Annotated in this window: 24 protein-coding genes, 1 tRNA gene and 1 pseudogene; 9 read left to right on the top strand and 17 right to left on the bottom strand. The window is 74.6% G+C overall.

Annotated features, from left to right (window positions below):
* Position 1 precedes the first annotated feature (1 nt).
* Positions 2-634: a TetR/AcrR family transcriptional regulator gene (locus ACI792_RS03265; RefSeq protein ID WP_456601306.1), complete on the top strand. Its 633-nt coding sequence runs from the start codon at positions 2-4 to the stop codon at positions 632-634.
* A gap of 38 nt (positions 635-672) precedes the next feature.
* Positions 673-1,365 (top strand): trimeric intracellular cation channel family protein, encoded by a 693-nt coding sequence (locus ACI792_RS03260; protein ID WP_456601305.1) that lies wholly within the window; start codon positions 673-675, stop codon positions 1,363-1,365.
* 37 nt (positions 1,366-1,402) lie between these two features.
* On the opposite strand, the gene ACI792_RS03255 is transcribed toward ACI792_RS03260, so the two are convergent.
* The 3 genes from ACI792_RS03255 to ACI792_RS03245 form a co-directional block, all read right to left on the bottom strand.
* The gene (locus tag ACI792_RS03255) at positions 1,403-2,914 is read right to left on the bottom strand and encodes an alanine/glycine:cation symporter family protein (RefSeq protein WP_456601304.1); all 1,512 of its coding nucleotides are present in this window, start codon (positions 2,912-2,914) and stop codon (positions 1,403-1,405) included.
* Positions 2,914-3,351: a universal stress protein gene (locus ACI792_RS03250; RefSeq protein ID WP_456582908.1), complete on the bottom strand. Its 438-nt coding sequence runs from the start codon at positions 3,349-3,351 to the stop codon at positions 2,914-2,916. Before ACI792_RS03250 ends, ACI792_RS03255 begins: the two co-directional genes overlap by 1 nt.
* A 91-nt stretch (positions 3,352-3,442) precedes the next feature.
* Positions 3,443-4,672 (bottom strand): AI-2E family transporter, encoded by a 1,230-nt coding sequence (locus ACI792_RS03245; RefSeq protein ID WP_456601303.1) that lies wholly within the window; start codon positions 4,670-4,672, stop codon positions 3,443-3,445.
* Positions 4,673-4,863: 191 nt separating this feature from the next.
* Here ACI792_RS03245 and ACI792_RS03240 point away from each other — a divergent pair, with 191 nt between their 5' ends.
* Positions 4,864-5,019: a hypothetical protein gene (locus tag ACI792_RS03240; protein ID WP_236828110.1), complete on the top strand. Its 156-nt coding sequence runs from the start codon at positions 4,864-4,866 to the stop codon at positions 5,017-5,019.
* Positions 5,020-5,068: 49 nt separating this feature from the next.
* Here the strand turns inward: ACI792_RS03240 and ACI792_RS03235 are convergent, their stop codons facing one another.
* Complete coding sequence (locus tag ACI792_RS03235) at positions 5,069-5,464, bottom strand: MerR family transcriptional regulator (protein ID WP_456601302.1); 396 nt, start codon at positions 5,462-5,464, stop codon at positions 5,069-5,071.
* The gene (locus ACI792_RS03230; RefSeq protein ID WP_456601301.1) at positions 5,464-6,954 is read right to left on the bottom strand and encodes a SulP family inorganic anion transporter; all 1,491 of its coding nucleotides are present in this window, start codon (positions 6,952-6,954) and stop codon (positions 5,464-5,466) included. The genes ACI792_RS03235 and ACI792_RS03230 overlap by 1 nt, the downstream gene beginning before the upstream one ends.
* A gap of 354 nt (positions 6,955-7,308) precedes the next feature.
* Here ACI792_RS03230 and ACI792_RS03225 point away from each other — a divergent pair, with 354 nt between their 5' ends.
* Positions 7,309-8,025 (top strand): YcnI family copper-binding membrane protein, encoded by a 717-nt coding sequence (locus ACI792_RS03225; RefSeq protein ID WP_456601300.1) that lies wholly within the window; start codon positions 7,309-7,311, stop codon positions 8,023-8,025.
* 11 nt (positions 8,026-8,036) lie between these two features.
* Here the strand turns inward: ACI792_RS03225 and ACI792_RS03220 are convergent, their stop codons facing one another.
* The 8 genes from ACI792_RS03220 to orn all read right to left on the bottom strand — a co-directional run bounded on the left by ACI792_RS03220 (position 8,037) and on the right by orn (position 13,779).
* The gene (locus tag ACI792_RS03220; protein ID WP_456601299.1) at positions 8,037-8,963 is read right to left on the bottom strand and encodes a MerR family transcriptional regulator; all 927 of its coding nucleotides are present in this window, start codon (positions 8,961-8,963) and stop codon (positions 8,037-8,039) included.
* 119 nt (positions 8,964-9,082) lie between these two features.
* Positions 9,083-9,688, bottom strand: a complete 606-nt coding sequence (locus tag ACI792_RS03215) for a methyltransferase domain-containing protein (RefSeq protein WP_456601298.1) — start codon at positions 9,686-9,688, stop codon at positions 9,083-9,085.
* Positions 9,689-9,779: 91 nt separating this feature from the next.
* A complete protein-coding gene (locus ACI792_RS03210; protein ID WP_456601297.1) occupies positions 9,780-10,319 on the bottom strand; it encodes a MarR family winged helix-turn-helix transcriptional regulator in 540 nt (179 codons plus the stop codon).
* A 14-nt stretch (positions 10,320-10,333) separates the two neighbouring features.
* The gene (locus ACI792_RS03205; RefSeq protein ID WP_456601296.1) at positions 10,334-11,230 is read right to left on the bottom strand and encodes a dioxygenase family protein; all 897 of its coding nucleotides are present in this window, start codon (positions 11,228-11,230) and stop codon (positions 10,334-10,336) included.
* 45 nt (positions 11,231-11,275) lie between these two features.
* Positions 11,276-11,875, bottom strand: coding sequence for a nitroreductase family protein (locus ACI792_RS03200; RefSeq protein WP_456601295.1), 600 nt, complete (start codon positions 11,873-11,875; stop codon positions 11,276-11,278).
* Positions 11,876-11,887: 12 nt separating this feature from the next.
* On the bottom strand, positions 11,888-12,529 hold the full coding sequence (ribA, locus tag ACI792_RS03195; RefSeq protein WP_456601294.1) for a GTP cyclohydrolase II RibA: 642 nt from the start codon (positions 12,527-12,529) through the stop codon (positions 11,888-11,890).
* Positions 12,530-12,969: 440 nt separating this feature from the next.
* Positions 12,970-13,045 (bottom strand) — tRNA-His (locus ACI792_RS03190).
* Between the two features lie 86 nt (positions 13,046-13,131).
* A complete protein-coding gene (gene orn / locus ACI792_RS03185) occupies positions 13,132-13,779 on the bottom strand; it encodes an oligoribonuclease (protein WP_456601293.1) in 648 nt (215 codons plus the stop codon).
* A 156-nt stretch (positions 13,780-13,935) separates the two neighbouring features.
* Here orn and ACI792_RS03180 point away from each other — a divergent pair, with 156 nt between their 5' ends.
* A complete protein-coding gene (locus tag ACI792_RS03180; protein ID WP_456601292.1) occupies positions 13,936-15,114 on the top strand; it encodes a hypothetical protein in 1,179 nt (392 codons plus the stop codon).
* 133 nt (positions 15,115-15,247) lie between these two features.
* Entirely contained in the window at positions 15,248-17,047 is a 1,800-nt protein-coding gene (locus ACI792_RS03175) for a hypothetical protein (RefSeq protein ID WP_456601291.1), read from the top strand.
* Between the two features lie 78 nt (positions 17,048-17,125).
* Here ACI792_RS03175 and ACI792_RS03170 read toward each other — a convergent pair whose 3' ends face one another.
* Entirely contained in the window at positions 17,126-17,758 is a 633-nt protein-coding gene (locus ACI792_RS03170) for an SACE_7040 family transcriptional regulator (RefSeq protein ID WP_456601290.1), read from the bottom strand.
* A 92-nt stretch (positions 17,759-17,850) separates the two neighbouring features.
* Here ACI792_RS03170 and ACI792_RS03165 point away from each other — a divergent pair, with 92 nt between their 5' ends.
* From ACI792_RS03165 to ACI792_RS03155, 3 genes are read left to right on the top strand one after another with little or no spacing between them, the layout of a single operon-like run.
* Positions 17,851-19,464, top strand: a complete 1,614-nt coding sequence (locus tag ACI792_RS03165; protein WP_456601289.1) for a carboxyl transferase domain-containing protein — start codon at positions 17,851-17,853, stop codon at positions 19,462-19,464.
* 7 nt (positions 19,465-19,471) lie between these two features.
* Positions 19,472-21,472, top strand: coding sequence for an ATP-binding protein (locus ACI792_RS03160; RefSeq protein WP_456601288.1), 2,001 nt, complete (start codon positions 19,472-19,474; stop codon positions 21,470-21,472).
* The gene (locus tag ACI792_RS03155; protein WP_456601287.1) at positions 21,472-22,626 is read left to right on the top strand and encodes an acyl-CoA dehydrogenase family protein; all 1,155 of its coding nucleotides are present in this window, start codon (positions 21,472-21,474) and stop codon (positions 22,624-22,626) included. Before ACI792_RS03160 ends, ACI792_RS03155 begins: the two co-directional genes overlap by 1 nt.
* A gap of 24 nt (positions 22,627-22,650) precedes the next feature.
* Here ACI792_RS03155 and ACI792_RS03150 read toward each other — a convergent pair.
* The 3 genes and pseudogenes from ACI792_RS03150 to ACI792_RS03140 all read right to left on the bottom strand — a co-directional run bounded on the left by ACI792_RS03150 (position 22,651) and on the right by ACI792_RS03140 (position 25,773).
* Positions 22,651-24,254 (bottom strand): annotated as a pseudogene (locus ACI792_RS03150) (DUF885 domain-containing protein).
* 118 nt (positions 24,255-24,372) lie between these two features.
* Positions 24,373-24,732 (bottom strand): LuxR family transcriptional regulator, encoded by a 360-nt coding sequence (locus ACI792_RS03145; protein ID WP_456601286.1) that lies wholly within the window; start codon positions 24,730-24,732, stop codon positions 24,373-24,375.
* A gap of 27 nt (positions 24,733-24,759) precedes the next feature.
* Complete coding sequence (locus tag ACI792_RS03140; protein ID WP_456601285.1) at positions 24,760-25,773, bottom strand: NADPH:quinone reductase; 1,014 nt, start codon at positions 25,771-25,773, stop codon at positions 24,760-24,762.
* Positions 25,774-25,837 lie beyond the last annotated feature (64 nt).

The following is a 25,837-nucleotide window of genomic DNA, read 5'->3' as shown; positions in this document are numbered from 1 at the left end:
GGTGACCGCTGCTCCGACGGCGCGCCGGACGCAGGCCGAGCGGCGGGCCAGCACCCGCGAGGCGCTCGTGCGCGCCACCGTGGGGGCGCTGGTCGAGCTGGGCTACGCACGCACCACCACCCAGGAGGTGCAGCGCCGGGCCGGCGTCTCCCGCGGCGCGCTGACCCACCAGTTCACCACCAAGGCCGAGCTCGTGCTGGCCGCGGTCGACCACCTCTACGAGGAGTTCAGCGCGAGCGTGCGCCAGGCCGCGGTCGACCTGCCGGCGGACCCGGCGGCGCGCGCCCGGCTGGGGGTGCAGCTGGTCTGGGAGAGGTTCCACGGGACCTTGTTCGTCGCGGCGATGGAGCTCTGGGGTGCCGCCCGGACCGATCCCGAGCTGCGCGCCGCGCTGCTCCCGCACGAGCGGCGGCTCGGGGCGCAGCTGCGGACGCTGGCCATGGAGGTGTTCGGTGAGCAGGTGGCGCGGCATCCGCAGGCCGAGGCGGTCTACCAGGTGCTGCTCACCTCGATGCGGGGCCAGGCGCTGACCTACGCGCTGCAGCCCGACGCCCCCCGCACCGGCCCGCACGTCGAGCACTGGCAGTCGATCGTGGAGGCCTTCACCGCCCGCGGGGACCGCCTGAGAAGCTGACACCCTCGACAGGTGCTGCTTCGGGGGGGCGCGGATCGATGGCCACGACGGCCCTGCTGGTGCTCGACCTGGTCGGCACCTTCGCCTTCGCCCTCAACGGCGCCCTCACCGCGCTGCGCACCACCCGGCTCGACATCGTCGGCGTGGTCACCCTGGGCATGATCACCGCGCTGGGGGGCGGGACCATCCGGGACGTCTTCCTGGACAGCCTGCCCCCGGCCACCTTCCTGGACTGGCGCTACCTCGCGGTCGCCGCCGGCGGTGGCCTGATCGCCTTCGTCGCGGGGCCCTACCTGGAGCGGCTCAACGGGGCGATCAACGTGCTCGACGCCGCCGGCCTGAGCCTGTTCGCGGTCACCGGCGCGCTGAAGGCCCTCGACCTCGGCTTCGGCCCCGCGCAGGCGGTGATCGTCGGCGCGATCACCGGCGTCGGCGGCGGCACGCTCCGCGACGTGCTGATCCGGCAGGTCCCCTCGGTGCTGACCAGCGGGCTCTACGCCGTGCCGGCGCTGGTCGGGGCGACGGCCGTGGTGGTGGCGGAGCTCCTCGGCACCCGCGGGCCGGTCGCCTCGGTCTGCGCCGCCGCGCTGTGCTTCACCATCCGGATGGTGGGGGTGCACTTCGACGTGCACGCGCCCTTCCCGCCGGTGCGCCGGCCGCGTCCGCGGGAGGGGCCGGCGTCCCGGGGGCGCCTGCGCCGGGCACCGGGCCGGCGACGATCCCGGTCCTGACCGGCGCCGGACCCGCCACCGGCCCGCGCGGCGCGGTTCAGGGTGTCCGCTCGGCCACCGGCAGGATCTCGCCGCTCTCCACGCGGGCGCGGTAGCCGTTGATCTCCCGCTTCACGACCCGGGCCAGGATGTAGAGCCCGATGATGTTCGGCAGCGACATCAGGAAGATCATGCTGTCGGAGAAGCCGATCACCGCGTCCAGGGTCGACGAGGCGCCGATGACCACGAAGAGGCAGAAGATCAGCTTCCACGTCCGGTCGACGATCATCGACTCGCCGAACAGGTAGGTCGCGGCCTTGAGGCCGTAGTAGCTCCAGGCCAGCATCGTCGAGTAGGCGAAGAGGATGACCGCGACGGCCAGCACGATGGGGAACCAGTCGACGACGGTCTCGAAGGCCGCCGACGTCGTCTCCACACCGGGGTCGCTCGCCTCGTCGGCGTAGGTGCCGGTGATGACGATGGCCAGCGCCGTCATCGTGCAGATGACCACGGTGTCGATGAACGGCTCGAGGACGGCGACGTGGCCCTCGGTGGCCGGGTGCTCCGTCTTGACCGCCGAGTGCGCGATCGCAGCCGAGCCCAGGCCCGCCTCGTTGCTGAACGCGGCCCGGCGGAACCCCTGGATGAGGACGCCGACGATGCCGCCGTAGCCGGCCTCGGGGCTGAACGCCTGGGAGACGATCGCCCACAGCGCCTCGGGGATCTGCCCCAGGTTGGCGAACAGCACGGTCAGGCAGGCGAGCACGTAGAAGACCGCCATGAACGGGACCAGCTTGTCGGTGACCCGGGCGATGCTGCGGATCCCGCCGATGATCACTGCGCCGACGAAGAGCGCGAGCACCAGGCCGAACACCGCGCCGGCGGCGCCGAACCCGAGCGGGCCGTCGTCGCCGCCGGTGACCGACTGCGCCTGCTGGAAGGCCTGGTTGGCCTGGAACATGTTGCCGCCGCCGACGGCCCCGCCGAGGGTGAAGATGCAGAACAGGATGGCGAGGACCTTGCCGAACGTGCCCAGCCCCGGACTCCTCTCCCGCAGCCCCTTGGTGAGGTAGTACATCGGGCCGCCGGAGACCCGCCCGTCCGGGTAGACGTTGCGGTACTTCACCCCGAGCGTGCACTCGACGCCCTTGGTGCACATGCCGAGCAGGCCCGCGACGATCATCCAGAGCGTGGCCCCCGGCCCGCCCAGGGAGATCGCCACGGCCACGCCGGCGATGTTGCCCAGGCCGACGGTGCCCGAGACCGCCGTCGCCAGGGCCTGGAAGTGGGTGACCTCACCGGCGTCGCGGGGGTCGTCGTACCGGCCGCGGATCAGCTGGATGGCGTGGCTGAAGGCGCGGAACTGGAAGCCGCGCAGGTAGATCGTGAAGAAGAGGCCGGCGATGACCAGCCAGACCACGATGAGCGGGAGCTCGACGCCCTCGTCGATGAACTCCAGCGGGACGGCGAAGAAGACGATCCCGGTGATCCACTCGGAGATCGGCGCGAAGAAGCCGTCGACCTGCTCGTCGAAGGTGGCGGCCAGGAGCGAGTCGGACGGCGAGGTCATCACGGCACCACCAGGACGGGGATGGGGGACAGCTGGATGAGGCTGCTCGGCGTCGAGCCGAACAGCAGGGTGCGCACCCGGCTCTGCCCCGTCCGGCCGACGGTGATCCAGGCGGCGTCGTGCTCGCGGGCCAGGCGCACCAGCGTCTCGGCGGGGTGCCCGTGCCGGACGACCCCCTCGATCGTCAGGTCGCCGGCCTCGGAGAGCCGGGCGACGACCGGGTTCAGGACGCGTTCGCGGGCGGCGGTGGCCTCCTGCTCCTTCTCCACGGGGCGGCGCTCGTTCTCCTCCGCGGTGGTGAAGGAGTAGGGCGACCACGGAACGACGCAGGCGACGACGAGCCGCAGGTGGTGACGGCGGGCGGCATCGGCCGCCGCGTCCGCGGCGCGACCGCTCGACTCGCTGCCGTCCAGGCCTACCAGGATGGATTCGGGCACGGGCCCACCTCCGGCGGAGAGGATGATCGGGCGACCGTAGCGGTGTTCGCACCGGTCGGCAGGTCGAGCGCGCCCCTCCGCCGGCCGGGGGTCAGGACGCCGGTGTCACGTGCCGCGCGGGCGGGCGGAGAGCCCCGTCGGTGGGGTCGCCGTCCTCGGTGACCCCGCCGCCGGCAGCCTCGCCGCCCGGAGCGTCGCCGTCGTCCGGCTGCCACTCCGACCGACGGCCGACCTGCCGCCGCCAGCCCTGCACGGCGGCCGCCAGCACCCCGGCCACCGGGACCGCGACGAAGAGGCCCAGCAGTCCGAAGGCCGAGGCGGCTCCGGTGGTCAGCAGCAGCACGACCAGCGGGTGGAAGCTGATCGCCCGGGACAGCAGCAGGGGGGCGAGCACGTTGCCCTCGATCTGCTGCACCAGGACGACGATCAGCAGCGCCCACAGCGCCGTGTCCCAGCCGTTGGTCACGCCGGCGACCGCGACCGCCACGGCGCCGGCGATGGTCGCGCCCACCAGGGGGACGTAGGCGAGCAGGAACGTCAGCGCCCCGATGGGGAGGGCGAGCGGGACGTCGAGCAGCCACAGCCCCAGCCCGATCAGCAGGCCGTCGATCAGCCCGGTGGCGGTCGAGGCGTAGAACCAGGCGCCGGCGGTGCGGAGCCCGGCGCGGAATGCTGCGTCGACCGGCGACCGGTGCTCGACGGGCAGTGCCCGGACGAACTGGCGCCACAGCGCGTCGCCGCTGGTCAGCGCGAAGATCGTGAAGAAGAGCGCGATCAGCAGGACCGTGGTCACGTTCCCCACCGCGTTCAGCCCCTGGGCGGCCGCGCTCCCGAGCCCCGACGCGGCTGTGCCCACCGAGGACTCCAGCTGCTCGAGCACCTGGTCGAGCCCGGCGTTGTTCATGTCCTCGGTCCGCGCCTGGACCCAGGCCGTCGTCTCGTTGATCGCGTCGGCGCTCGCCGCGACGAGGCCGGGCCAGGCCACGATCAGCTGCAGCACCAGGAAGGTGAGCACGCTGACGAAGAAGGCGAGGTAGCCGATGACGCAGAGGATCGCCGCGAGCACGGCAGGGACGCCGTGGCTCCGGAGCCAGCGGGCGATCGGCCAGAGCATGGCGACCTGGGCGAGGCCGAGCATCGCGGCGGCGGCGACGAACTGCACCTGGAGCAGCAGCCAGATGACGCCCAGCGCGGCCAGCCCGATGACCAGCAACCGCCCGGCGATCACCGCCTCCCGCTGGAAGAGCGCCGCCCGGCTGTCCGCGAGCTGTGGCGTCGCGGGGTGCGCCCCGGCGGCGCGGATCGGCGGCGGTTCGGTCATGCCCCACCCCCCTCCGCTGCGCGCGGGCCCGTGCCGGGGGCCTCGACGCGCCCATCCTGACGCCTCCGCCGGTCCGGCGGGGAAGCGCCTCGCATGGCGGTCCCCCCGAACGGGTAGCCGACCGGGGGTCACCAGCACGTCGGACGTGCGCGCGGTCGCGGGGCGGCTGCGCGCCGAGGGAGGAGGATCCCGTGCTCGGACTGATCGGGCTGCTGCTGGTCGTGTGGCTGGTGCTCGCCGTCGTCGGTGCGGTCGTGGAGGGGCTGTTCTGGCTCCTCGTCATCGGCGTGGTGCTGTTCCTGGCCACCGCCGCCTGGGGGTGGACCAAGCGCAACACCAGGGTCTGACCGCCGCGGCGGCCGGTTCCGCGGGGACCGGCCGCCCGGCGGGCGGGCCTCAGCCCCGGGCGTGGAGCTGGTCGGCGAGGCCGGCGGCGAAGCCCTCGGCGACGGCGAGCTGCTCGCGCAGCGCGGTGACCCGGGCGGTGGCCGCCTCGTGGAACATGCGCAGCCGGTCCAGCAGCTGCGCCCGGTCGCCGGTGCCGGCATCCAGGTCGGCGAGCAGGCCGAGCAGCTCGCGCATCTCCTCGAGCGCGAACCCCAGCGGCTTCATCCGCTTGATCACCTCGAGGCGCGCGACGTCCCCGTCGCTGTAGAGGCGGAAGCCGCCCTCGGTGCGGGCGGTGGGGACGACCAGCCCCTCCTCCTCGTACCAGCGGATGGTGCGCAGGCTCAGCCCGGTCCGCTCCGCGACCTGGCCGATCTGGAGCAGCCCGGCGCGTGCCGCCTGCATCAGTGCGCCCCGGCGAGCCGGCCGGTGTGCCGCTCGAAGCGGTCGGCCGAGTGCCCGTTGAGGCCGACGATCTCGACCGTCTTGCCGCGGGTGGCGTACTTGTGCGTGATCGCGTCGAGCACCGCCACGGTGGAGGCATCCCAGACGTGCGCGTTCGACAGGTCGACCACGACGTCCTCCGGGTCGCCGTTGTAGTCGAACTGGGAGACGAGGTCGTTGCTCGAGGCGAAGAACAGCGCGCCGTGCACCGAGTACACGCGGGTGCCGCCGTCGGGGTCCAGGACGCTGGTCACCTCGACGAGGTGCGCGACGCGGCGGGCGAACAGCACGCACGCGGTGAGGACGCCGACCCCGACGCCGATCGCGAGGTTGTGGGTGAGCAGCGTGCCGGCGACGGTCACCAGCATCACCGTGGTCTCGCTGCGGGGCATGCGGTGGAGGGTGCGCAGGCTGTGCCAGTCGAAGGTGGCGATCGACACGAAGATCATCACCGCGACGAGCGCGGCCATCGGGATGATCGCGACGACGTCGCCGAGGGCGACCACGAGGACCAGCAGGAAGGCGCCGGACAGGAAGGTCGACAGCCGGGTGCGGGCACCGGACTTCACGTTGATCATCGTCTGGCCGATCATCGCGCAGCCGCCCATGCCGCCGAAGAAGCCGGAGGCGACGTTGGCCACGCCCTGGCCCCAGGACTCGCGGGTCTTGTCCGAGTGGGTGTCGGTGAGGTCGTCGACGAGCTTGGCGGTCATCAGCGACTCCATCAGCCCGACCAGGGCCACGCCCAGCGCGAACGGCGCGATGATCGTCAGGGTCTCCCAGGTGAAGGGGACGGCCGGGATGCCGAGGAAGGGCAGGCTGTCCGGCAGCTCGCCCTGGTCGCCGACGTCGGGCAGCGCCCAGCCGGCGGCCACCGTCAGCCCGGTGAGCACGACGATCGAGATCAGCGGCGAGGGGACGGCGGCGGTGAGCCGGGGCAGCAGGAAGATCATCGCCAGCCCCGCGGCGACCAGCGGGTAGACCAGCCAGGGGACGTCGACCAGGTGCGGCAGCTGCGCGGTGAAGATGAGGATCGCCAGCGCGTTGACGAAGCCGACCATCACGCTGCGCGGGATGAAGCGCATCAACCGGGCGACGCCGGCCGCGGCGAGCAGCACCTGGAAGACGCCGCCGAGGACGACCGCGGCGAACAGGTACTCGACGCCGTGCTCGAGGGCCAGCGGCGCGACGACGAGCGCGATCGCGCCGGTGGCCGCGGTGATCATCGCCGGGCGGCCGCCGGTGAACGCGATCACCACGGCCATCACGAACGAGGAGAACAGCCCGACCCGCGGGTCGACGCCCGCCAGGATGGAGAAGCTGATCGCCTCCGGGATGAGGGCCAGGGCGACCACGAGGCCGGCGAGGACCTCGGTGCGGGCGGTGCTCGGGGAGAGCCACGCCGGCCGGCGGAACCGGGGCGTGGACGGGGCAGCGAGGGCTGAGGACATGGATCCGTCTCGGTCGTGCGCCGTCGGGGCGCGGGGTGCGGCACCGCGGCGGTGCGGGGTCGTGGGTGAGGTGCGCCGGTGCACCTGCGGGGCGGCGCGCCGGCGCGGGGCAGGGGCGCCGCCGGGGGCCAGGGCGTCGGTGCCGGCGACCGCGGCGCCGGGCTCACCGAGAGTGTGCCGGTCACCCGTCCCTCACGTCAGGGTCTGGCCGGTGAGTCGTTCGTCACCGTGGTGGGGGAGTGGTCGTCGTCACGCACGCCCGGCGCGGGAACTCCGCCGGGGGCTGGAGCGACTACTGGACCACCGCACGGCCCGGCAGCCCGCCGGGCCGGCGGCAGACGAAGGAGCCCGCCCGTGCCCGTCCGTCCTCTCCGCGCGCTCGCCGCGACCTCTCTCGCCACGGTGGTGGTCCTCGCCGCCGGTGCCGGCACGGCCTCGGCGCACGTCCGGGTGTCCTCGGGCGATGCCGCCCCCGGCGGCTTCGGGGAGTTGACCTTCCGGGTGCCGAACGAGAGCGACACGGCTTCGACGGTCTCCCTGCGGGTCCAGATCCCCGCTGCGACCCCGCTCGCCTCGGTCAGCGTGAAGCCGGTGCCCGGGTGGACGGCGACGACCACCACCGGGCCGGTCGACCCGCCGGTCGAGGTGCACGGGAGCGAGGTGACCGAGGCGGTCAGCGAGATCACCTGGACCGCCGCCCCGGGGGCCGGGATCGCGCCCGGGCAGTACCAGAGCTTCTCCATCAGCGCCGGTCCGATCCCCGAGGTGGACGAGCTCACCTTCCCGGCGATCCAGACCTACGACGACGGCACGGAGCAGGCTTGGATCGAGCCGACCGTGGAGGGGCAGGACGAGCCGGAGAGCCCGGCTCCCGTGCTGATGCTGAGCGGTGCGGCCGACCACGGCGGGGGTGCCGCCGAGGCGTCGACGGACGTGGACGAGGCATCCGCAGCGCAGACCTCCGACGGCTCGGGGCTGGCGATGACCGCCCTCGTCGTCGGCGGGCTCGGCCTGCTCGCCGGCGTCGCCGCCCTGGTGCTGGCGCTGGGCTCCCGGCGCCGCGCCGGCTGATACCTGGACGGTCAGCCGGCGGCGGCCGGTCGTCGGCCGGCCCGCCAGGCCCCCTCGAGCGCCGCCACGGCCTCGGCGAGGCCCGGCAGCGCGACGGCCGGGCGGATGTCGGTGCCGGCCCATCCCGAGCCACCGACCAGGACGCGCACCGTCCGGTGCGCGCCGGCGATCTCCGGCAGGACGCGGACCGCCTCGTCGTCCGGCCGGCTGAGCCAGATCAGCACGGCAGCCGCCCGGGTGCGGCGAGCAGCGGTCACCAGCGCGACCGGTGGCGTCCGGGGGCCGAGCAGCCGGGAGGGCACGCCGCGCTCGACCAGCGCCGCCCGGACGGCGTGCAGCGGCAGCACGTGCTCCTCCTGCGGCCCGCCGGCGAGCAGCACCGGGTGGTCGGCCGGTGGTTCCGGCAGCCCGGCGGTGTGCCGGACCAGCGCCGACGAGACGGCCTGGCTGAAGAGGTGCTCGATCTCGACGCCGGTGCCGGTGGCCTCCCAGTGCGCCCCGGCGGCGACCAGCACCGGCCGGACGACGTCGTCCCAGGCGCGCAGCGTGCCCAGGTCGCGCAGCGCGGCGACGATGGCGTCCTCGGCACGCATCTCGTCGAGCCGGGCAGCGGCCCGAGCCAGCCCCCGGGCCTCGCGGCCGGCTCCCGGTACGGCCAGCACGCTGCCGCCCGCTCCCGACCTGCGCCGGCCGGGGCCGACGTCCGCCGCGCTGCTGTCGAGGCCCCGGGCGGTGGCCGCGGCGACGGCCGGGTCGGTGCCGGACAGGACGGCCCGGTGCACGGCCTCGAGGAGGCCGACGTCACCGGGGGTGTAACGGCGGTGGCCCCCTGCCGAACGGGCCGAGGCGACGAGCCCGTACCGGGTGCCCCACATGCGGACGGCCGACGGCGAGACGCCGAGGCGCGCGGCCACCTCGCCGACCGACAGCAGCTCCATCGGCAGATCGTCACACGAGCCGGGCAGCTCCGTGTCCCGGCGCTCGGCCGGGGGAGACCCTCACCGGCCGCAGCCGCTGCCGGGCCCGGGCGTCCCGTCGGGGACGGGCCGACCAGCGCTCAGCGGGCCGCGTGGGCGACCTGCCACACGGCACCCCGGTGGGCGACGGTGGCCCGCATCCCGTGCTCGGCGAGGAGGGCGAGCATCTCCGCCGGCGGGTGCGCGAACGTGCGGAACCGGCGGCCGCCCCAGTCGAGCAGCCGGTTCTGCACCGCGACGAACGCCCGGGAGACGGCGTTGCGCGGCGGGAAGCTGAAGACGAGCTGCGCGCGGGCGTGGCCGGCGGCGGCGGCGAGGAGCGCCGGGTGGTCGGGGTAGCAGCACACGACGCGGTGCAGGACGACGATGTCCGCCGGCCGGGCTGCCGCCGGGTCGGCGGCGATGTCGGCCAGGCGGCGGTCCACGCGCCCGGTGAGCCCGGCCTCGTCGAGCAGCCGGGCTGCTTCGGCCTCGTAGCCCGGGGAGAGCTCGAGGTTCGTGGCCGAGGCGGCGCCGCGGCGGAGCAGCTCGATGTGGATCTCGCCGACGCCGCCACCGATCTCCAGCACGGTCGCGTCCCGGAGACCGCGCTGCTCGAGCAGGTCCACCATCCGGCGGGCCGTGGCGTCCAGGCCCTTCCTCCGGTAGCGGGCGGCCCGTCGCCTGGCGAACCGCTCGTCGAACACCCCGTCGCACCCTCGGGGATCGCAGCAGCCGGCCACGGCGGCAGTGTCCCACCGTCGCCTGCCGCGGTGGGCCGTTCGCGGGACGGGCCGGTCAGACGGATGACGACCCGTGGCCGCGCGGGTCGGCCGTCCCGGGGGTGAGCAGCCTGAGCGCTATTGACCCCAGCTGGGCGACCTCGGCCGAGGTGAGCCTGTCGAAGACCAGCCGGCGGACCTCGGCGACGTGGCCCGGGGCGACCTTCTCCAGCAGTGACATCCCGGGGTCGGTGAGCGTGGCGTACTGGATCCGCCGGTTCGTGGGACACGGCCAGCGGCTCACCCAGCCCTGCTCCTCCATCGCGGCGACGGCGTGGCTGAGGCGTGACGGGCTGGTCGCGGTCTGCCGGGCGAGCTCGCCCATGCTGAGCGTCCGCTCCGGCTGGGCGGAGAGGATGGCCAGGACCTGGTAGTAGGCGTGCTTCATCCCGGCGTCCTGGCGGAGCTGCCGGTCCAACGCCTGCGGCAGGAGCTGGAGGACCTGGACCAGGGCCAGCCAGGTGGCCATCTCCTCGTCCTCCAGCCAGCGCGCCGGCACCTCCCCCGCGTCGGCGGCCGGGTCCGGGTGCAGCGGGTCGTCGGTGGGGCGGGCCATCAGGACTCCCGACGTCAGAGGATGTGGAAGGACCGCTTGGACAGCCCCAGGAAGTACCCGTCGACGGCGGTGGTGACCGGTGCGGTGGGGGCGGTCGCGGCGCCCAGGGTGACGAACAGCGGGGTGAAGTGCTCGACGGTCGGGTGGGCGTAGCGCAGACCGGGAGCCCGCATGCGGAACTGCGCGAGCTCCTCGACGTCACCGCGGTCCAGGGCGTCGGCCACCCACGCATCGAAATCGGCCGACCAGCCGGGGACGGCGTCCGGCCGCGACCAGTCCATGTACTGCAGGCCGTGGGTCATGAAGCCGGAGCCGATGACCAGCACCCCCTCCGCCCGCAGGGCCCGCAGTCGTTCGCCGAGGGCGAGCAGTGCGGTCGTGTCGTGCGTCGGCAGGCTCAGCTGGAGGACCGGGATGTCGGCGGCCGGGTACATCACCTTCAGCGGCACCCACGCGCCGTGGTCCAGTCCGCGGTTGCGGTGCTCGTGGACGTGCTGGGTGTCCGGCAGGACCGACAGCACCTGGCGGGCCAGCGCGGAGGCGTCGGGAGTGTCGTACCGCATCCGGCGGTACATGGGGTGGAACCCGCCGAAGTCGTAGACCAGCTCGGTAGGGGCCGTGCTGGTGATCCCCAGGCCGTCGGACTCCCAGTGCGCGCTGACGATGAGGATCGCCCTCGGGCGCGGGAGTTCGCGGGCCCAGTCGTGCAGCTGCCGCATCCACCGGCCGTCCTCGAAGGTCGGAGGCGCGCCGTGGCTGATGTAGAGCGCCGGCAGCGGGCCGTCGTCCGGTCTCCATCCGCGGTGCGGCCCGGCAGCCGCGTCGTGCCGCAGGTGAGCCGCGAACGGGTGACGGGTGTCGATCAGCGCGTCGGCTGCGGCTGTGCTGGTCAGGGTGGTGCCGGTGCTCATGCTGGTCTCCGGGAGGGGTGCGGTCTCGAGGGTTCCGGGCTGCGGTCAGACCTGCGCGTGCGCCGGCGCCGGGGCGACGGCGAGCTGCAGAGTCTCCAGGGGCAGCCGCGTCCGGGCAGCCGTCTCGCGGCCGGCGAACGGCTCGGCCAACCGGGCCGTCGCGTCCTGGCGGCCGATGGCCAGCACGACGAGCGGTGTGACGCCGGGAGGCAGCAGGGCCCGGAGGCGGGCGGCGTCGAAGCCGCCCATCTGGTGGACGGCCAGTCCCTCGGACTGCGCCTGGATCGACAGGTGCGCCACGGCCTGACCGGTGTCGTAGCGGGCCCACGGCCGCTCGGCGCCGTCGGTGCCCTCCTCCGTCGCGGCGACCACGACGAGGGCGGAAGCGGCGTGCGCCCATACCCGGTTGCCGCCGGCGAGGGCCTCGAGGACGGCGCCGTGCTCGACGGTTCCCCGCAGAGCGACGGCGAATCGCCACGGCTGGGTGTTGGACGCGCTCGGCGCCCAGCGGGCTGCCTCGAGCAGCGCGGTCACCTGCTCCGCACCGAGCTCGTGCCGCGGGTCGAGGGCCCGGGGGCTCCAGCGCTCCGCCAGCAGCGGGTGCAGCGGGACGGAGGTGTCGGCGGTCTTCGTGGACGGGTTCACGGTGTGCTCCGGTCAGCCGACGAGCGGCAGGTCGAGGGTGTGCGCGGTGCGGTCGCGCTTGGCGGTCAGGTAGCGGGTGTTCGACTCGGTCAGGTGGAGCCCGGTGCGCACCTGCTCGGTGACGGCGATGCCGTGCAGCCGCAACTGGTCGGCCTTGTCGGGGTTGTTGGACAGCAGGCGGATCCGCTCGGCACCCAGCGGTCGCAGCATCTGGGCGGCGACCGCGTAGTCGCGCTCGTCCTCGCCGCGGCCCAGCGCGACGTTGGCGGCGTAGGTGTCCAGCCCGGCGTCCTGCAGGGCGTAGGCGTCGAGCTTGGCGTACAGGCCGATCCCTCGACCCTCCTGGCGCAGGTACAGCAGGAAGCCGCCCGCGTCGGTGATCCGCTCGATCGCCTCCCGCAGTTGCGGGCCGCAGTCGCACCGCTCGCTGCCGAAGACCTCGCCGGTCAGGCACTCGCTGTGCGGCCGGACCAGCGGCGCGGGCCGTCCGGCCGCGGCGTCTTCGAGGGCCCGCCGCCAGTCACCCAGACCGAGCAGGAGGTGCTCCCCGCCGTCGGCCAGGCCGTCGAAGGTGGACACGTCCGCCGTCGTCGCATCTCCGTCGGGGAACCGCAGCGGCACGGTCACCGTCGTCCGGACGGTCGCGTCGGTCACCGATCGGGCTCCGGCGCGCGGCGCCGGCCCGTGCGCCGCCATGGTGGGGAGGGGCATCAGAACGTCCATTCACTTGAAACTTCAAGTGACCATAGCGGCAAACAGTTGAGAGTTCAAGAGTTCGTCCGCGCCTTGCGATGTCTCTGCGGTAGGGGGGTGGTCGAACGCCCGGCTACCCGTGACTCCGCCGTCGACCGCAACGGTGAGGAGGCGGACCGGTCGGCCGCGCCGAATCCCGGCTGCACCGAGCAGCCCCAGCCGTCGCGGTGCCCGCTGTCCCGGGTCGAGGGATCTCCACCACGCCCGAGGAGCCGAGCTGGTGTGAGGTGAGCCCGGGGCGGCTCGAGAGAAGCGGTGGTGGAGCGGCACAGCCACACCACCACCGGGGCCCGGAACGGACGGAGGCCCTGGTCAGCGAGCTGACCAGGGCCTCCACCGCGTGGGGTGAGTGACGGGGCTCGAACCCGCGACACCCAGGATCACAACCTGGTGCTCTACCAGCTGAGCTACACCCACCGCGATTCCGCCGGACGCACGCGGCCGGGGGAACGCGACAACGATACCGGAGGCCGCCACGCGACCCGCCGGGGGAGTCGCGGGCGTCAGGTGGTGGCGGCGTCCCCGGCGGTCAGCAGCTCGGCGAAGGAGCCGACCACCTGGTCGGCGGCCTGCTTCGCCTGGTCGCCGCTCGGGCCGGGCGCGGGGACGAAGAGGGTCCGCCGGTAGTAGGCGAGCTCGCGCACCGATTCGATGATGTCGGCCAGTGCGCGGTGGGCGAGGCCCTTGGGCGGCTGGGCGAAGTAGACGCGGGGGAACCAGCGGCGCGCCAGCTCCTTGACCGAGGAGACGTCGACCATCCGGTAGTGCAGGTGGTCGTCGAGCTCGGGCATGTCGCGGGCGAGGAAGCCGCGGTCGGTGCCGATGGAGTTGCCGCAGAGCGGGGCGGTGCGCCGCTCGGGGACGAACCGCTTCACGTAGGCGAGGATCTGCTGCTCGGCCTCGGCCACGGTCAGCGTCGCCGCCCGGACGGCGTCGGTCAGCCCCGACTTCGCGTGCATCTCGGCCACGAACTCGGTCATGCCGTCGAGGTCGGCGTCCTCGGCGGAGATGATGAGATCCAGGCCCGGGTCCAGGACGTTGAGCTCGGAGTCGGTGACCAGCACCGCGACCTCGATCAGCTTGTCCTTGGTGAGGTCCAGCCCGGTCATCTCGCAGTCGATCCAGACCAGGTGCCCTGCGCTCTCCGCCACGTCGCCCGACAGTACGCACCGCTCGCCACGGCCGCCCCGATCACCCCTCGTGTCCAGGCGCATCCCAGCTGCTGCGGCGGCTCGCCTGGAAGGGCTCGGATTCGGTGCCGTTCACGGCTAGGGTCGCCCGAACGCCCGCCGTCAGGAAGCCCTCCCGTGTCCTCTGCACCCGCCCCCGTCGTCGCTGCCGTGCCCGAGGCGCCGGGCACGCTCCGCGCCGGCCTGGCCCACCCGACCGCCCTGGTGCGGTGGCTGTGGGCGGCCTACATGACCCCCGGCCGGCCCGGGCGGCCGACCGACCAGACCGAGCTGCGCTGGATCTACACCGCCTGGCTGGCGGCGTTCCTGCTGAAGATGCTCGGCTCCTCCTGGGACGTCTCCTGGCACTTCAAGTGGCTGCGCGACGACCTCGCGCCGCCGCACCTGCTCAACACCGTGGGCACCGCGGTCGTCGTCGCGCTGGTGCTCTTCCACAGCTACAGCGGCTACGGCGTGGACCGCTGGGCGCTGCGGCTGATGCAGGCCGGCACGGCCACGTTCCTGGTCGCGATCCCGATCGACCTCGTCAACCACCGGGTCAACGGGCTGGACATCACCAGCTGGAGCCCGAGCCACGCGCTGCTCTACCTCGGGACGGCGATCATGCTGGCCGGCGCGCTCCGCGGCTGGTGGCTGTACGCCGCGCCGGGGCGCCTCCGCGACCTGGTCTCGCTGGGGCTGTGGCTGTTCTTCGTGGAGAACGTGCTCTTCCCCAACCAGCACCAGGAGTACGGCGTCCTGTCGTTGGAGGCATACGACGCCGGGCGGACGACGGCCGAGCCGTCGCTGCTGGACTTCGCGGCCTCGCAGGGGCAGTCGCCGGCGATGTTCATGCTGCCGGTGCCGTCGTGGGTGCACCCGGCGTGGCTGATCTGCGCCGGCCTGCTGGCGCTGGTGCTGGCCCGCCGCATCGTGGGGATGCGCTGGACGGCGACGCTGGTCGCCGTCGTCTACCTCGGCTACCGAGGCGTCATGTGGCTCGGGCTGGTGGCGCTGGACTTCCCGCCGTCGGTGCTGCCGGTGGTGCTCGTCGTGGGCGCGGTGCTGATCGACGTCGCCGTGGACCGTCGGGTCCCCGGCTGGCTGGCGGGCCCGGTGGCCACCGCGGCGGTGTACGCCGTCGCCTGGCCGATGGAGTCCCTCGGGCTGCTCCCGCCGTGGAACTGGTGGTCGGTGCTGCCGGTGGCCGTCGGGTTCGCCGCGCTGTGGGCGGTGGTCGACGCGCTGGCCACCAGCGCCTGGCTGGCGCGCTGGCGCGTCCCCGACCAGCCCGCCGCCCCGGCCCTCGCCAGCTGACCGGGCCAGGGCTCCCAGCGCCGCGGAGCCGTCGCACCGATGACGTAGCGTCGGTCCCGGCTGCCCGCGGCGGCGGCCGGCGGCCCGCGCCGGCGGCGCCCCGACCGCAGAACCCGAACGCCCGGAGGACGACGTGCTGGTCCTGACCCCGGCGCCGCTCGAGACGGCGGCCGAGCGGGCCTTCTTCGGCGAGCTCACGCGGTGGGACGCCGGTGCCTCGGTCCGCGCCGCCGTGGTCGCGTCACTGCCCCTGGTGGACGAGCCGCTCGGTCGCCGCCGGTCCGACGCGGTGCTGCTGGTCCCCGAGGGGCTCGCCGTCATCCGCGTCGTCGAGGTTCAGCGGCAGTCCGGGACCGTGACGGCGAAGCCGGAGGGTCCCTGGACGATCGCCGGCGCCACCGGCCCCGAGCAGGTGCTGCACCTGGCCGGCGGCGGCTCCTCGCCGCTGGACGGGCTGATGGCCGCCGGCATGGACACCGCGATGAAGCTGCGCCGCGCCGGGCTGGAGCCGGGGCGGATCGCCCGCCTCACCGTCCTGGTCGGCGAGATCGCCGGGCTGGTGCCGGCCGACGGTGACCTGGGCGAGGGCGACCTGGTGGCCACGCTGGATCCCCGCTCCCTGCTGCTGGCCCTCGCGCGCGCCGCGCGGCACGCCGGCGTCGACAACCCCCGGCTCTGGACCACCGCCGACGTGCGGGCGGCCCTGGAGGCGCTGCAGCTGCCGGGCCGGGGGCCCACGGTCGAGGAGCTGAACGGCGAGGCCTTCCCGTACTCGCCCTACGTCCTCCGCCGTCCGCAGCTGCTGACCCCGGCGGCGATGGCCGCCTCCCCCATGGTCGCCGCGCCGGGCACCGACGCGCCCGGAGCGCGCGCCGGCGGGGGCGCCGCGACCTACGACGGGGCCCCGTTCAGCGCCACGGCCGTGGCCCGTGCGGTCGCCGCCTCGGTCGCCTCCGCCCACGCCGCCGCGGTGGCGGCCGCGGCGCCCGGGAAGGTCGTGCCCGGGCCGGCCGGGCCGCGCGACACCGTCGAGGTGGGCGGTGCGCCGGCCCCGCCGCGCACCGGCACCCACGCCGACGACGGCGCCGACGCCGCCCCCGGCGAGGCGGACCGCGAGGGGGGTGACCCGGCGGCGCCGCGAGGCCCGCGCACCGCCGTCCTCCCGGTCGCACCGCCGGCCGCGCAGCCGCCCGTCCAGCCGGCCACCCCGCCACCCACCGGGCAGCCGGCGGAGAAGCCCGCCCGGCCGCCGCTGTCCGGGGCCTGGGGCGCCACCGCCACCGCCTCCGGCCGGGCCGAGGAGCGGGGATCCGGCAGCGGCCGGCGGGTCGCCGCGCTGGTCGCGGCCGCGGCGGCGCTGGTGGTCGCCTGCGTCCTCGGTGCCGGGCTGCTGCTGGGGGGCGACCCGCCCGTGGAAGGCGCCGCGGGCGGCGGCGGGGTCCCGGCCGACGACGCGGTCGCGACCGGCCCCGTACCGGGGGAGGTGCGCGAGGTGGACGGCACCACCTACACCGTGCAGGCCGTGCAGGTCGACGACACCTGCGCCGCGCACGCCTACGGGGAGGTGGCCGGGTTCTTCGCCGCGAGCGACTGCGTCGGGCTCTCCCGGGCGCTCTACTCGACGGAGGTGGAGGGCGCCCCGGTGGTCGTCTCGGTGTCGCGGGTGGCCATGCCCGACGACGCCGCCGCCCGCGAGCTCCGCGCCCTCACCGACCGCGACGGCAGCGGCAACGTCAGCGATCTGCTCCGCGAGGGGGTCACCTACGCCGGTGGTCCGGCGAGGCTGCGGTCGGCGCAGTACGCCAGCGCCGTCTCGGGGTCCACGGTCACCGTCGTCGAGAGCGCGTGGGCCGGCGCGGCCGCCGGCAGCGACGCCGCGGTGGACCAGGTCGCCTCCGACGGTCTCGCGCTCCCGGTGCCGCCGCTCGGGTGACGGCCCCGAACGGCCCGGAACGGCCTGGTCCGAGGCTCGCCGCGAGCGGGCGAGCGGTGCGGGGGACCGGCGCCCATCTCACGGGGTCGCGGTCGCGGCCGCCCAGGCCATCGCGCGGAGCAGCTCGGTCATCGTGGGCCGGTCGAGCCGGCCGGCGCTGTGCGGGGTGGAGTTGATCAGCCCGAAGACGGCGTGCGCGCGGGCGCGGCAGGCCGCCGCCGGCGCCTCCGGGTGCACCCGGGCCAGCACGGCCACCCACACCTCGACGTAGCGGCGCTGCAGTCGCCGCACCTGGGCGGCCTCGGCCTCGGGCAGGGAGGTGAGGTCCCGGTCGTGGACCACGATCAGGGCCGGGTTGTCGAGTGCGAATTCGACCTGGAAGCCGATCAGCGCGCGCAGCTGGTCGGCGGGATCGCCGCCCGCGGCCGCCACCCGCTCCCGCCCGCCGTCGGCCAGCCGGGCGCTGATGCGCAGCAGCATCTCGGCGAGCATCGCGTCCTTGCTGGCGAAGTGCCGGTAGATCGCCGGCCCGGTCACCCCGACCGCCGCACCGACGTCGTCCACCCCCACCGCGCGGGAGCCGCGCTCGGCGAACAGCCGTGCGGCGGCCTGCAGGATCTGCTCCCGCCGGGAGGGTCGGGCGGCGTCGGCGTGCAGCGCGCTGTCCTGGGCGGGGGAGCCCTGCTCCAGCCCCGTGCCGGCCGACGTCATGCGACGGATGCTAACCCCGCGGGTGAACGTCCGTTAACCCCTCGATGGGGAGGGGTGGACCGCGACGGTGAACCGTGGTTAACCTCTGCGGCGTGGATGCACCGGTGCTCTCCCACGCCTCCCCGGCCGACCCGGCAGGCGCCGCCCGCAACGCCGCGGCGCACGCGGAGCTCGTCGCCGACCTGGCCGGCCAGTTGCGCGCCGTGGCCCTCGGCGGCGGTGAGCGGGCGCGCGAGCGGCACACCGCCCGCGGCAAGCTCCTGCCCCGCGAGCGGGTCGATGCACTGCTGGACCCGGGCAGCCCCTTCCTCGAGCTCTCGCCGCTGGCCGCGCACGGGCTCTACGACGGCGAGGCGCCGGCCGCCGGGATCATCACGGGCATCGGCCGCATCTCCGGGCGGGAGTGCGTCGTCGTCGCCAACGACGCCACCGTCAAGGGTGGCACCTACTACCCGATGACGGTGAAGAAGCACCTGCGCGCGCAGGAGGTGGCGCTGCAGAACCGGCTGCCCTGCATCTACCTGGTCGACTCCGGGGGCGCCTTCCTCCCGATGCAGGACGAGGTCTTCCCCGACCGCGAGCACTTCGGCCGGATCTTCTTCAACCAGGCGAACCTCTCCAAGGCCGGGATCGCCCAGATCGCCGCCGTCCTGGGGTCCTGCACCGCCGGTGGTGCCTACGTGCCGGCGATGAGCGACGAGGCGGTGATCGTCCGTGAGCAGGGCACGATCTTCCTCGGTGGCCCGCCCCTGGTGAAGGCCGCGACCGGCGAGGTCGTCACCGCCGAGGACCTGGGCGGGGGAGACCTGCACAGCCGGGTCAGCGGGGTCACCGACCACCTGGCCGACGACGACGCGCACGCCCTGCAGATCGTCCGCCAGATCGTCTCCACGCTCGGCCCGCGCGAGGCCCGCCCGTGGGACGTCGAGCCAGTCGAGGAGCCCGTGCACCCCCCGGAATCGGTCTACGAGGTCGTGCCGCCGGATCCGCGCACGCCCTACGACGTCCGGGAGGTCATCGCCCGGCTGGTCGACGGCTCCCGGTTCGCCGAGTTCAAGCCCCTCTACGGGCAGACGCTGGTCACCGGCTTCGCGCGGCTGCACGGCCACCCGGTCGGCATCATCGCCAACAACGGCGTGCTCTTCGCCGAGTCCGCGCTCAAGGGCGCGCACTTCATCGAGCTGTGCGACCGCCGGAAGATCCCGCTGCTGTTCCTGCAGAACATCACCGGCTTCATGGTCGGCCGCGACTACGAGGCCGGCGGCATCGCCAAGCACGGCGCCAAGATGGTCACCGCGGTCGCCTGCGCCCGGGTACCGAAGCTGACCGTGGTCATCGGGGGCTCGTTCGGCGCGGGGAACTACTCGATGTGCGGCCGGGCGTACTCGCCCCGGTTCCTCTTCACCTGGCCCAACTCGCGCATCTCGGTGATGGGCGGGGAGCAGGCCGCCTCGGTGCTGGCGACCGTCCGCCGCGACGGGATCGAGGCGCGCGGCGGGGAGTGGCCGGCCGAGGAGGAGGAGGCGTTCAAGGCGCCGATCCGCGACCGGTACGAGTCGCAGGGGCACCCGTACTACGCCACCGCCCGGCTCTGGGACGACGGCGTCATCGATCCCGCGCAGACCCGCACCGTGCTGGGCCTGGCTCTCGCCGCCTGCGCCAACGCGCCGCTCGAGGACGTCGGCTACGGCGTCTTCCGGATGTGAGGGACTGATGTTCGACACCGTCCTGGTCGCCAACCGCGGCGAGATCGCCGTCCGCGTCATCAGCACGCTGCGCGCGATGGGCGTCCGCTCGGTCGCCGTGCACAGCGAGGCCGACGCCGGCGCGCTGCACACCCGCCTCGCCGACGTCGCCGTCCCCATCGGGCCGGCGCCGGCCGCGCAGAGCTACCTCTCCATCGAGCGGGTGCTCGAGGCCGCCGCGCGCACCGGCGCGCAGGCGATCCACCCCGGCTACGGCTTCCTGTCGGAGAACGTCGACTTCGCCCGCGCCTGCGAGGAGGCGGGGATCGTCTTCATCGGCCCGCCGGTGGGCGCGATCGAGGCGATGGCCGACAAGATCCGCGCCAAGCAGACGGTGATGGCCGCCGGGGTGCCGGTCGTCCCCGGCCGCACCGAGCCCGGCATGAGCGACGCCGAGGTCGCCGACGCCGCCGTCGCCGTGGGCTTCCCGGTGCTGCTCAAGCCCAGCGCCGGCGGGGGCGGCAAGGGCATGCGGGTGGTGCGCTCGAAGGACGAGTTGCCGGACGCGATCGCCGGCGCGCGGCGCGAGGCGAGCGGCTCCTTCGGCGACGACACGCTGCTCGTGGAGCGCTACGTCGGCAACTCCCGACACATCGAGGTCCAGGTGCTGGGGGACGCCCACGGCACGGTCATCCACCTCGGCGAGCGCGAGTGCAGCCTGCAGCGGCGGCACCAGAAGGTGATCGAGGAGGCGCCGTCCCCCTTGCTCGACACGGCGATGCGCGCCTCGATGGGCCGCGCCGCCGTCGAGGCGGCGAAGGCCGTCGGCTACACCGGGGCGGGCACGGTCGAGTTCATCGTCGACGCCGACCGGCCGCGCGACTTCTTCTTCCTGGAGATGAACACCCGGCTGCAGGTCGAGCACCCGGTCACCGAGATGGTCACCGGGCTGGACCTGGTGGAGCTCCAGCTGCGCGTGGCCGCGGGCGAACCCCTGCCGATCGACCAGAGCGACGTCTCCCTCGACGGGCACGCCATCGAGGCCCGGCTCTACGCCGAGGACCCCGCCCGCGGTTTCCTGCCCCAGGCCGGCACCGTGCTCGGCCTCGTGGAGCCGACGGGCCCGGGCATCCGCGTCGACAGCTCCCTGGCCGTCGGCGGTCGGGTCGGCACCGACTACGACCCGATGCTCGCCAAGATCATCGCCTGGGCCCCCGACCGGGAGACCGCACGCGCGCGCCTGGTGGGGGCGCTCGGGCACACCGCCGTCCTCGGCGTGACCACCAACGCCGCCTTCCTGCGGGCGCTGCTCGACGACGCCGACGTCGTGGCCGGGGCGCTCGACACCGGGCTCATCGAGCGGCGCGGCGAGGAGCTGACCGCCGTCGGTGAGCCGTCTGCGCACGTCTACGCGGCCGCGGCGCTCGCCCTGCTGGTCGAGTCCGAGCCGGCCGGCCCCGTCGTGGACCGCTGGGACGTGCCCGACGGCTGGCGGCTGGGCGAGCCGGCGTGGACGGTGCGGCGCCTCCAGGTGGCGGGTGCGGATCCGCTGACCGTCCGCGTGCGCGGCCGGTCTGCGGACGCCGAGGTGGCCGTGGGCGACGCGGCGCCGGAGCCGGCCCGGGCCGTCCGCGACGGCGACAGGCTGGCGGTGACGTTCGCCGGGCGCTCGTCGTCCTACGCGCTGGTGCACCACGGCGGTCAGGTGTGGCTGGCCGCCGAGGGCCGGGTCACCGCGCTGCGGGAGCACGAGCGGCTGGCGTCGACCGCCGGGCAGGCCGGGGGTGACGGCGCCGTGACCTCCCCCATGCCGGGGACGGTGACGGTGGTGCGGGCGTCCGTCGGCGACGAGGTGGAGGCGGGCACCCCGCTGCTCGTCGTCGAGGCGATGAAGATGGAGCACGTGCTCACCGCCCCGGTCGCGGGGACGGTGGCCGAGCTCGCAGTGACGGCGGGCCAGACGGTCGCGCTGGACGAGCGGCTGGCGCTGGTGACCCCGGCGGCCGGGCCCGAGCAGCAGGAGAACTGATGTTGGACTACCGGCTCAGCGACGAGACCGAGACGCTGCGGAAGACCGTGCAGGAGTTCGCTCGGGAGGTCATCGCCCCGCAGATCGGGGAGTTCTACGAGCGCGACGAGTTCCCCACGGAGATCGTGCGGCAGATGGGCGAGCTGGGGCTGTTCGGCCTGCCCTTCCCCGAGGAGTACGGCGGCGCCGGGGGCACCTACTTCGACCTGTGCGTGGCGCTCGAGGAGCTGGCGCGGGTGGACAGCTCGATGGCGATCACCGTCGAGGCCGGCGTCTCGCTGGGCGCCATGCCGATCTACCGGTTCGGCACCGAGGAGCAGAAGCGGGAGTGGCTGCCCCGGCTGTGCACCGGGGAGGCGCTGGGCGCGTTCGGGCTCACCGAGCCCGGTGGCGGGTCGGACGCCGGGGCGACGCGCACCACCGCGCGCCTGGAGGACGGGCACTGGGTGATCAACGGCTCCAAGGCGTTCATCACCAACTCCGGCACCGATCTGACGGCGCTGGTCACCGTCACCGCCGTGACGGGTACCAAGCCGGACGGCAAGAAGGAGATCTCGGCGATCATCGTGCCGTCGGGGACGCCGGGCTTCACCGTCGGCCAGCGGTACTCGAAGGTCGGCTGGAATGCCTCGGACACCCGCGAGCTCTCCTTCGACGACTGCCGCGTGCCCGAGGAGAACCTGGTGGGGGAGCGGGGCCGCGGCTACGCGCAGTTCCTCTCCATCCTCGACGAGGGCCGGATCGCCATCTCCGCGCTGTCGGTCGGGCTGGCGCAGGGCTGCGTCGACGAGTCGGTGAAGTACGCAGCCCAGCGGGAGGCCTTCGGCCAGCCCATCGGCCGCAACCAGGCGGTGCAGTTCATGATCGCCGACATGGAGGTGCGGGCCTCCACCGCGCGGCTGGCCTACTACCGGGCGGCGGAGAAGATGCTGCGCGGCGAGCCGTTCAAGCGCGAGGCCTCGATCGCCAAGCTCTACAGCTCCGAGGTCGCGATGGACAACGCCCGCTACGCCACCCAGGTGCACGGCGGGTACGGGTTCATGAACGAGTTCCCGGTCGGCCGCTTCTACCGCGACGCGAAGATCCTCGAGATCGGTGAGGGCACCAGCGAGGTGCAGCGGATGCTGATCGCCCGCGACCTCGGCGTCGGCTGAGCGCGCGCGGGTCGACCTGCCGCGTCAGCGCCGGGCGAGCTCCGCGGCCAGGGGGTCGAGGCCGAGCTGGCCCAGCGCCAGGACGTCGCGGTGCCACTGCGCCAGGTCGAAGGCGTCGCCCGCGCGCCGCCGGGCCTCCTCGCGGCAGGTCAGGAACACCCGCTCACCCACCTTGTAGACCGGCGCCTGCCCGGGCCAGCCGAGGTAGCGGTGCAGCTCGTCCACGCGCATGGCGTCCTCCATGCTCACGTGCCGGCGCAGGAAGGCCAGCGCCACGTCGTAGTCCCAGCGCGGGCCTGCCGCCGCCCCTGCGGGGATCGGCAGGTCCAGGTGCACCCCGATGTCGAGCACGACGCGCGCGGCCCGCAGCTCCTGGGCGTCGAGCATGCCGAGCCGGTCGCCCGGGTCCTCGAGGAAGCCCAGCTCCCCCATCAGCCGCTCGGCGTAGAGCGCCCACCCCTCGGCGTTCCCCGAGCAGGAGCAGAGCACCGCTGCCACCGGTTGAGCCGCTCGGCGTCGTGCACGGCCTGCCCGATCTGCAGGTGGTGGCCCGGCACGCCCTCGTGGAAGACGGTCGTGGTCTCCCGCCAGGTCGTCATCTCCTCGACGCCCTCGGGCAGCGACCACCACATCCGGCCCGGGCGGCTGAAGTCCTCGCTGGGGGCGGTGTAGTAGACGCCCTCGCCCGCGGTCGGGGTCAGCCGGCCCTCGATGCGGCGCACGGGCTGCGGGATGTCGAAGTGCACGCCGTCGAGCGCGGCCACCGCCCGGTCGGCGGTCTCCTGCAGCCAGGCCTGCAGCGCCTCGCGGCCCCGGATGATCCGCGCCGGGTCGGCGTCCAGCGCCGCCATCGCGCCGGCCACGCCCTCACCAGGCGCGATCACCTCGGCGACCCGCTCCTTCTCGGCGACGATGCGGGCGAGCTCCGCCCAGCCCCAGTCGTAGGTCTCGTCGAGGTCCAGCCGAGCGCCGGTGTGGAAGCGCGACTCGACGAGGTAGCGGTCGCGGCCCACGCCGTCGGCCGACGGCGCCAGCGGCAGCAGCACCCGCTCGAGGTGCCCGGCGAACCCGAGCAGGGCGCCCGACGCCCGCTCGGCGCCGTCGGCCAGGTCGCGGCCCAGTGCGCTGCGCGGCTCGACAGGCGCCTCGCGGGCCAGCCGGGTGAAGAAGCCGGGGCGCTCGGGTGTGCCGGCCCACTGCCGCGCCCGCTCCGCGGCCAGCCGGATCTGCCGGGCGGTGGAGACGCGGCCGCGGTCGGCGGCGTCGTCCAGGCCGCGGGCGTAGCCGAGCAGCGCCGTCGGCATCGCCGCGAGCCGGACCGCCACGGCGGACCAGTCCTCGTCGCACTCGGTGGGCATGAGGTCGAAGACTTCGCGGAAGTTCTGCAGCGGGCTGTCGACGGTGTTCAGGTCGGCCTGCGCGTAGCCGGCGTCGTAGCGGTCGAGCTCCGCGCCGAGCCGCTCGAGCATGGCGCTGCGCGCGATCTCGTCCCGGCGGTCGACCGGCTCGAGCGCCTCGGCCTGCGCGCGGGTGCGGCGCAGCAGCTCGGCGTGGGCGGCGTGGCCGTCGCTGCTGAGGTCGGGCCACCGGTCGTCGTGCCCGCGGACCCCGATGTAGGTGGCGACCACCGGCTGCGCCGCCGCGTATCTCTCGACGAAGCCGTCGGCGAGCTGGTCCAGCGGCGACGGCGGGCGCGCGGAGGAGGCGGTCACCCGCTGACGCTATCCCGGTGACTGCTCTCGGCCGTCAGTGCGCGGCGGGCGCGCGCTGCGGGACCGCGACGCTGAGCAGGACGACGGAGTCCTCGTCGGCGTGCAGGCTGTGCCGGCGGGCCAGGATCGGCGCCACGTCCGAGCCGCTCAGCTCGTCGGTGTGCTCGCCGGCCAAGAGCCGCACCCGCCCGCGGAGGACCAGCAGGCTCGCGAGGCCGGGGCTCTCGTGCTCGGCCAGCTCGGCTCCGCCGCGGAGCGCGATGACCGTCTGGCGCAGCCCGTCGACCGGGTGCGGCAGGGCGCGTGCCGCGCGGCCGGCGTGCTCGGAGCGCGCCCGGTCGAGCAGCTCGTCGGCGAGCGCGCTCAGGTCGGTCGTCGTCGCGGGATCACTCATGGCCCGAGGCTAGGCACAGCGCCGCGCTCAGGCGGTGACGTCGATCAGCACCTTGCCGACGGCCCCGTCCTGCACCGCCCGGTGCGCGGCGGCGGTCTCGGCGAGCGGGTGGACGTGCAGCGGCAAGCCGGCGTCCTCCCCGACCCGGATCGCGCCCTCGGCGACCGCGGTGGCGACGTCCTCGATGCCGAGGACCTTCGCCCGCTCCGGCTCGGTGTAGACGAGCACGAACTGCCAGCGGGCGTTGGGCGTCATCTGGGCGCGCACCGGCACGGTCACCTCCGCGCCGCCGTCGTCGGCGTACATCGCGACCGCCCCGTGCATCCCGATGACCTGCGCATCGACGGCGGCGTTGACCGCTGCCGAGACCTCGACGATCGCGTCCACACCCTTCGGCGCGAGCTTCCGCACCTCGGCGACGACGTCCTGCTGCTTGTAGTCGACGACGTGATCGGCGCCGGCCGCGGCGGCCAGCCGCGCCTTGCGGGGGCTGCTCACCGTGGCGATGACCGTCGCGTCGGCCCACCGGGCGAGCTGGATGGCGGCGTTGCCCACCGCGCCCGCGCCGCCCTGCACCAGCACCGTGTGCCCGGTGAGGGCACCGGCGCCCAGCCGGTCGGGCAGCGACTCTCCCACGGTGAGGCAGCGGTGCGCCGTGAGGAACGGGATGCCGAGGGCGGCGCCGAGCTCGAAGGGGGTGTTCTCGCCCAGGAGGACGACGTGCCGCGCCGGGACGACGGTGTACTCCGCGGCGGTGCCCCACGGCCGCTGCCAGGCGGCCTCCCAGATCCACACCCGCTGGCCGAGCATCGCCGGCTCCACGCCCTGGCCGACGGCGTCGACGGTGCCCGAGCCGTCCTGGTTGGGCACCTGCCCGTCCGGGCCAGGCTGCGCGTTCGTGCGCGACTTCCAGTCAGTGGGGTTGACGCCGGAGAAGGCGACGCGGACGCGCACCTCACCGGGGCCGGGCTCGGGCACCGGGCGGTCGATCAGTTTCAGGACGTCGGGGCCACCGGGCTGGGTGTAGGAGATCGCGCGCATCGGGGTCCGCTACCCGGTCCCGTCCGAGGCACACCGACGCGCATAGGCACGGGGAGTGGTACGG

The sequence above is a fragment of the Blastococcus sp. SYSU DS0669 genome (genome assembly GCF_054050895.1).
Note: the sequence above shows the minus strand (reverse complement) of the source record. Positions and strands in the feature narration are given on the sequence as shown.

Bases quoted from the DNA above. Each gene is read 5' to 3' on its own strand.
- ACI792_RS03260 (WP_456601305.1), top strand. From the start codon at position 673: ATGGCCACGACGGCCCTGCTGGTGCTCGACCTGGTCGGCACCTTCGCC.
- ACI792_RS03255 (WP_456601304.1), bottom strand. From the start codon at position 2,914: ATGACCTCGCCGTCCGACTCGCTCCTGGCCGCCACCTTCGACGAGCAG.
- ACI792_RS03245 (WP_456601303.1), bottom strand. From the start codon at position 4,672: ATGACCGAACCGCCGCCGATCCGCGCCGCCGGGGCGCACCCCGCGACG.
- ACI792_RS03235 (WP_456601302.1), bottom strand. From the start codon at position 5,464: ATGCAGGCGGCACGCGCCGGGCTGCTCCAGATCGGCCAGGTCGCGGAG.
- ACI792_RS03230 (WP_456601301.1), bottom strand. From the start codon at position 6,954: ATGTCCTCAGCCCTCGCTGCCCCGTCCACGCCCCGGTTCCGCCGGCCG.
- ACI792_RS03220 (WP_456601299.1), bottom strand. From the start codon at position 8,963: ATGGAGCTGCTGTCGGTCGGCGAGGTGGCCGCGCGCCTCGGCGTCTCG.
- ACI792_RS03210 (WP_456601297.1), bottom strand. From the start codon at position 10,319: ATGGCCCGCCCCACCGACGACCCGCTGCACCCGGACCCGGCCGCCGAC.
- ACI792_RS03205 (WP_456601296.1), bottom strand. From the start codon at position 11,230: ATGAGCACCGGCACCACCCTGACCAGCACAGCCGCAGCCGACGCGCTG.
- ACI792_RS03170 (WP_456601290.1), bottom strand. From the start codon at position 17,758: ATGACGTCGGCCGGCACGGGGCTGGAGCAGGGCTCCCCCGCCCAGGAC.
- ACI792_RS03160 (WP_456601288.1), top strand. From the start codon at position 19,472: ATGTTCGACACCGTCCTGGTCGCCAACCGCGGCGAGATCGCCGTCCGC.
- ACI792_RS03155 (WP_456601287.1), top strand. From the start codon at position 21,472: ATGTTGGACTACCGGCTCAGCGACGAGACCGAGACGCTGCGGAAGACC.
- ACI792_RS03145 (WP_456601286.1), bottom strand. From the start codon at position 24,732: ATGAGTGATCCCGCGACGACGACCGACCTGAGCGCGCTCGCCGACGAG.
- ACI792_RS03140 (WP_456601285.1), bottom strand. From the start codon at position 25,773: ATGCGCGCGATCTCCTACACCCAGCCCGGTGGCCCCGACGTCCTGAAA.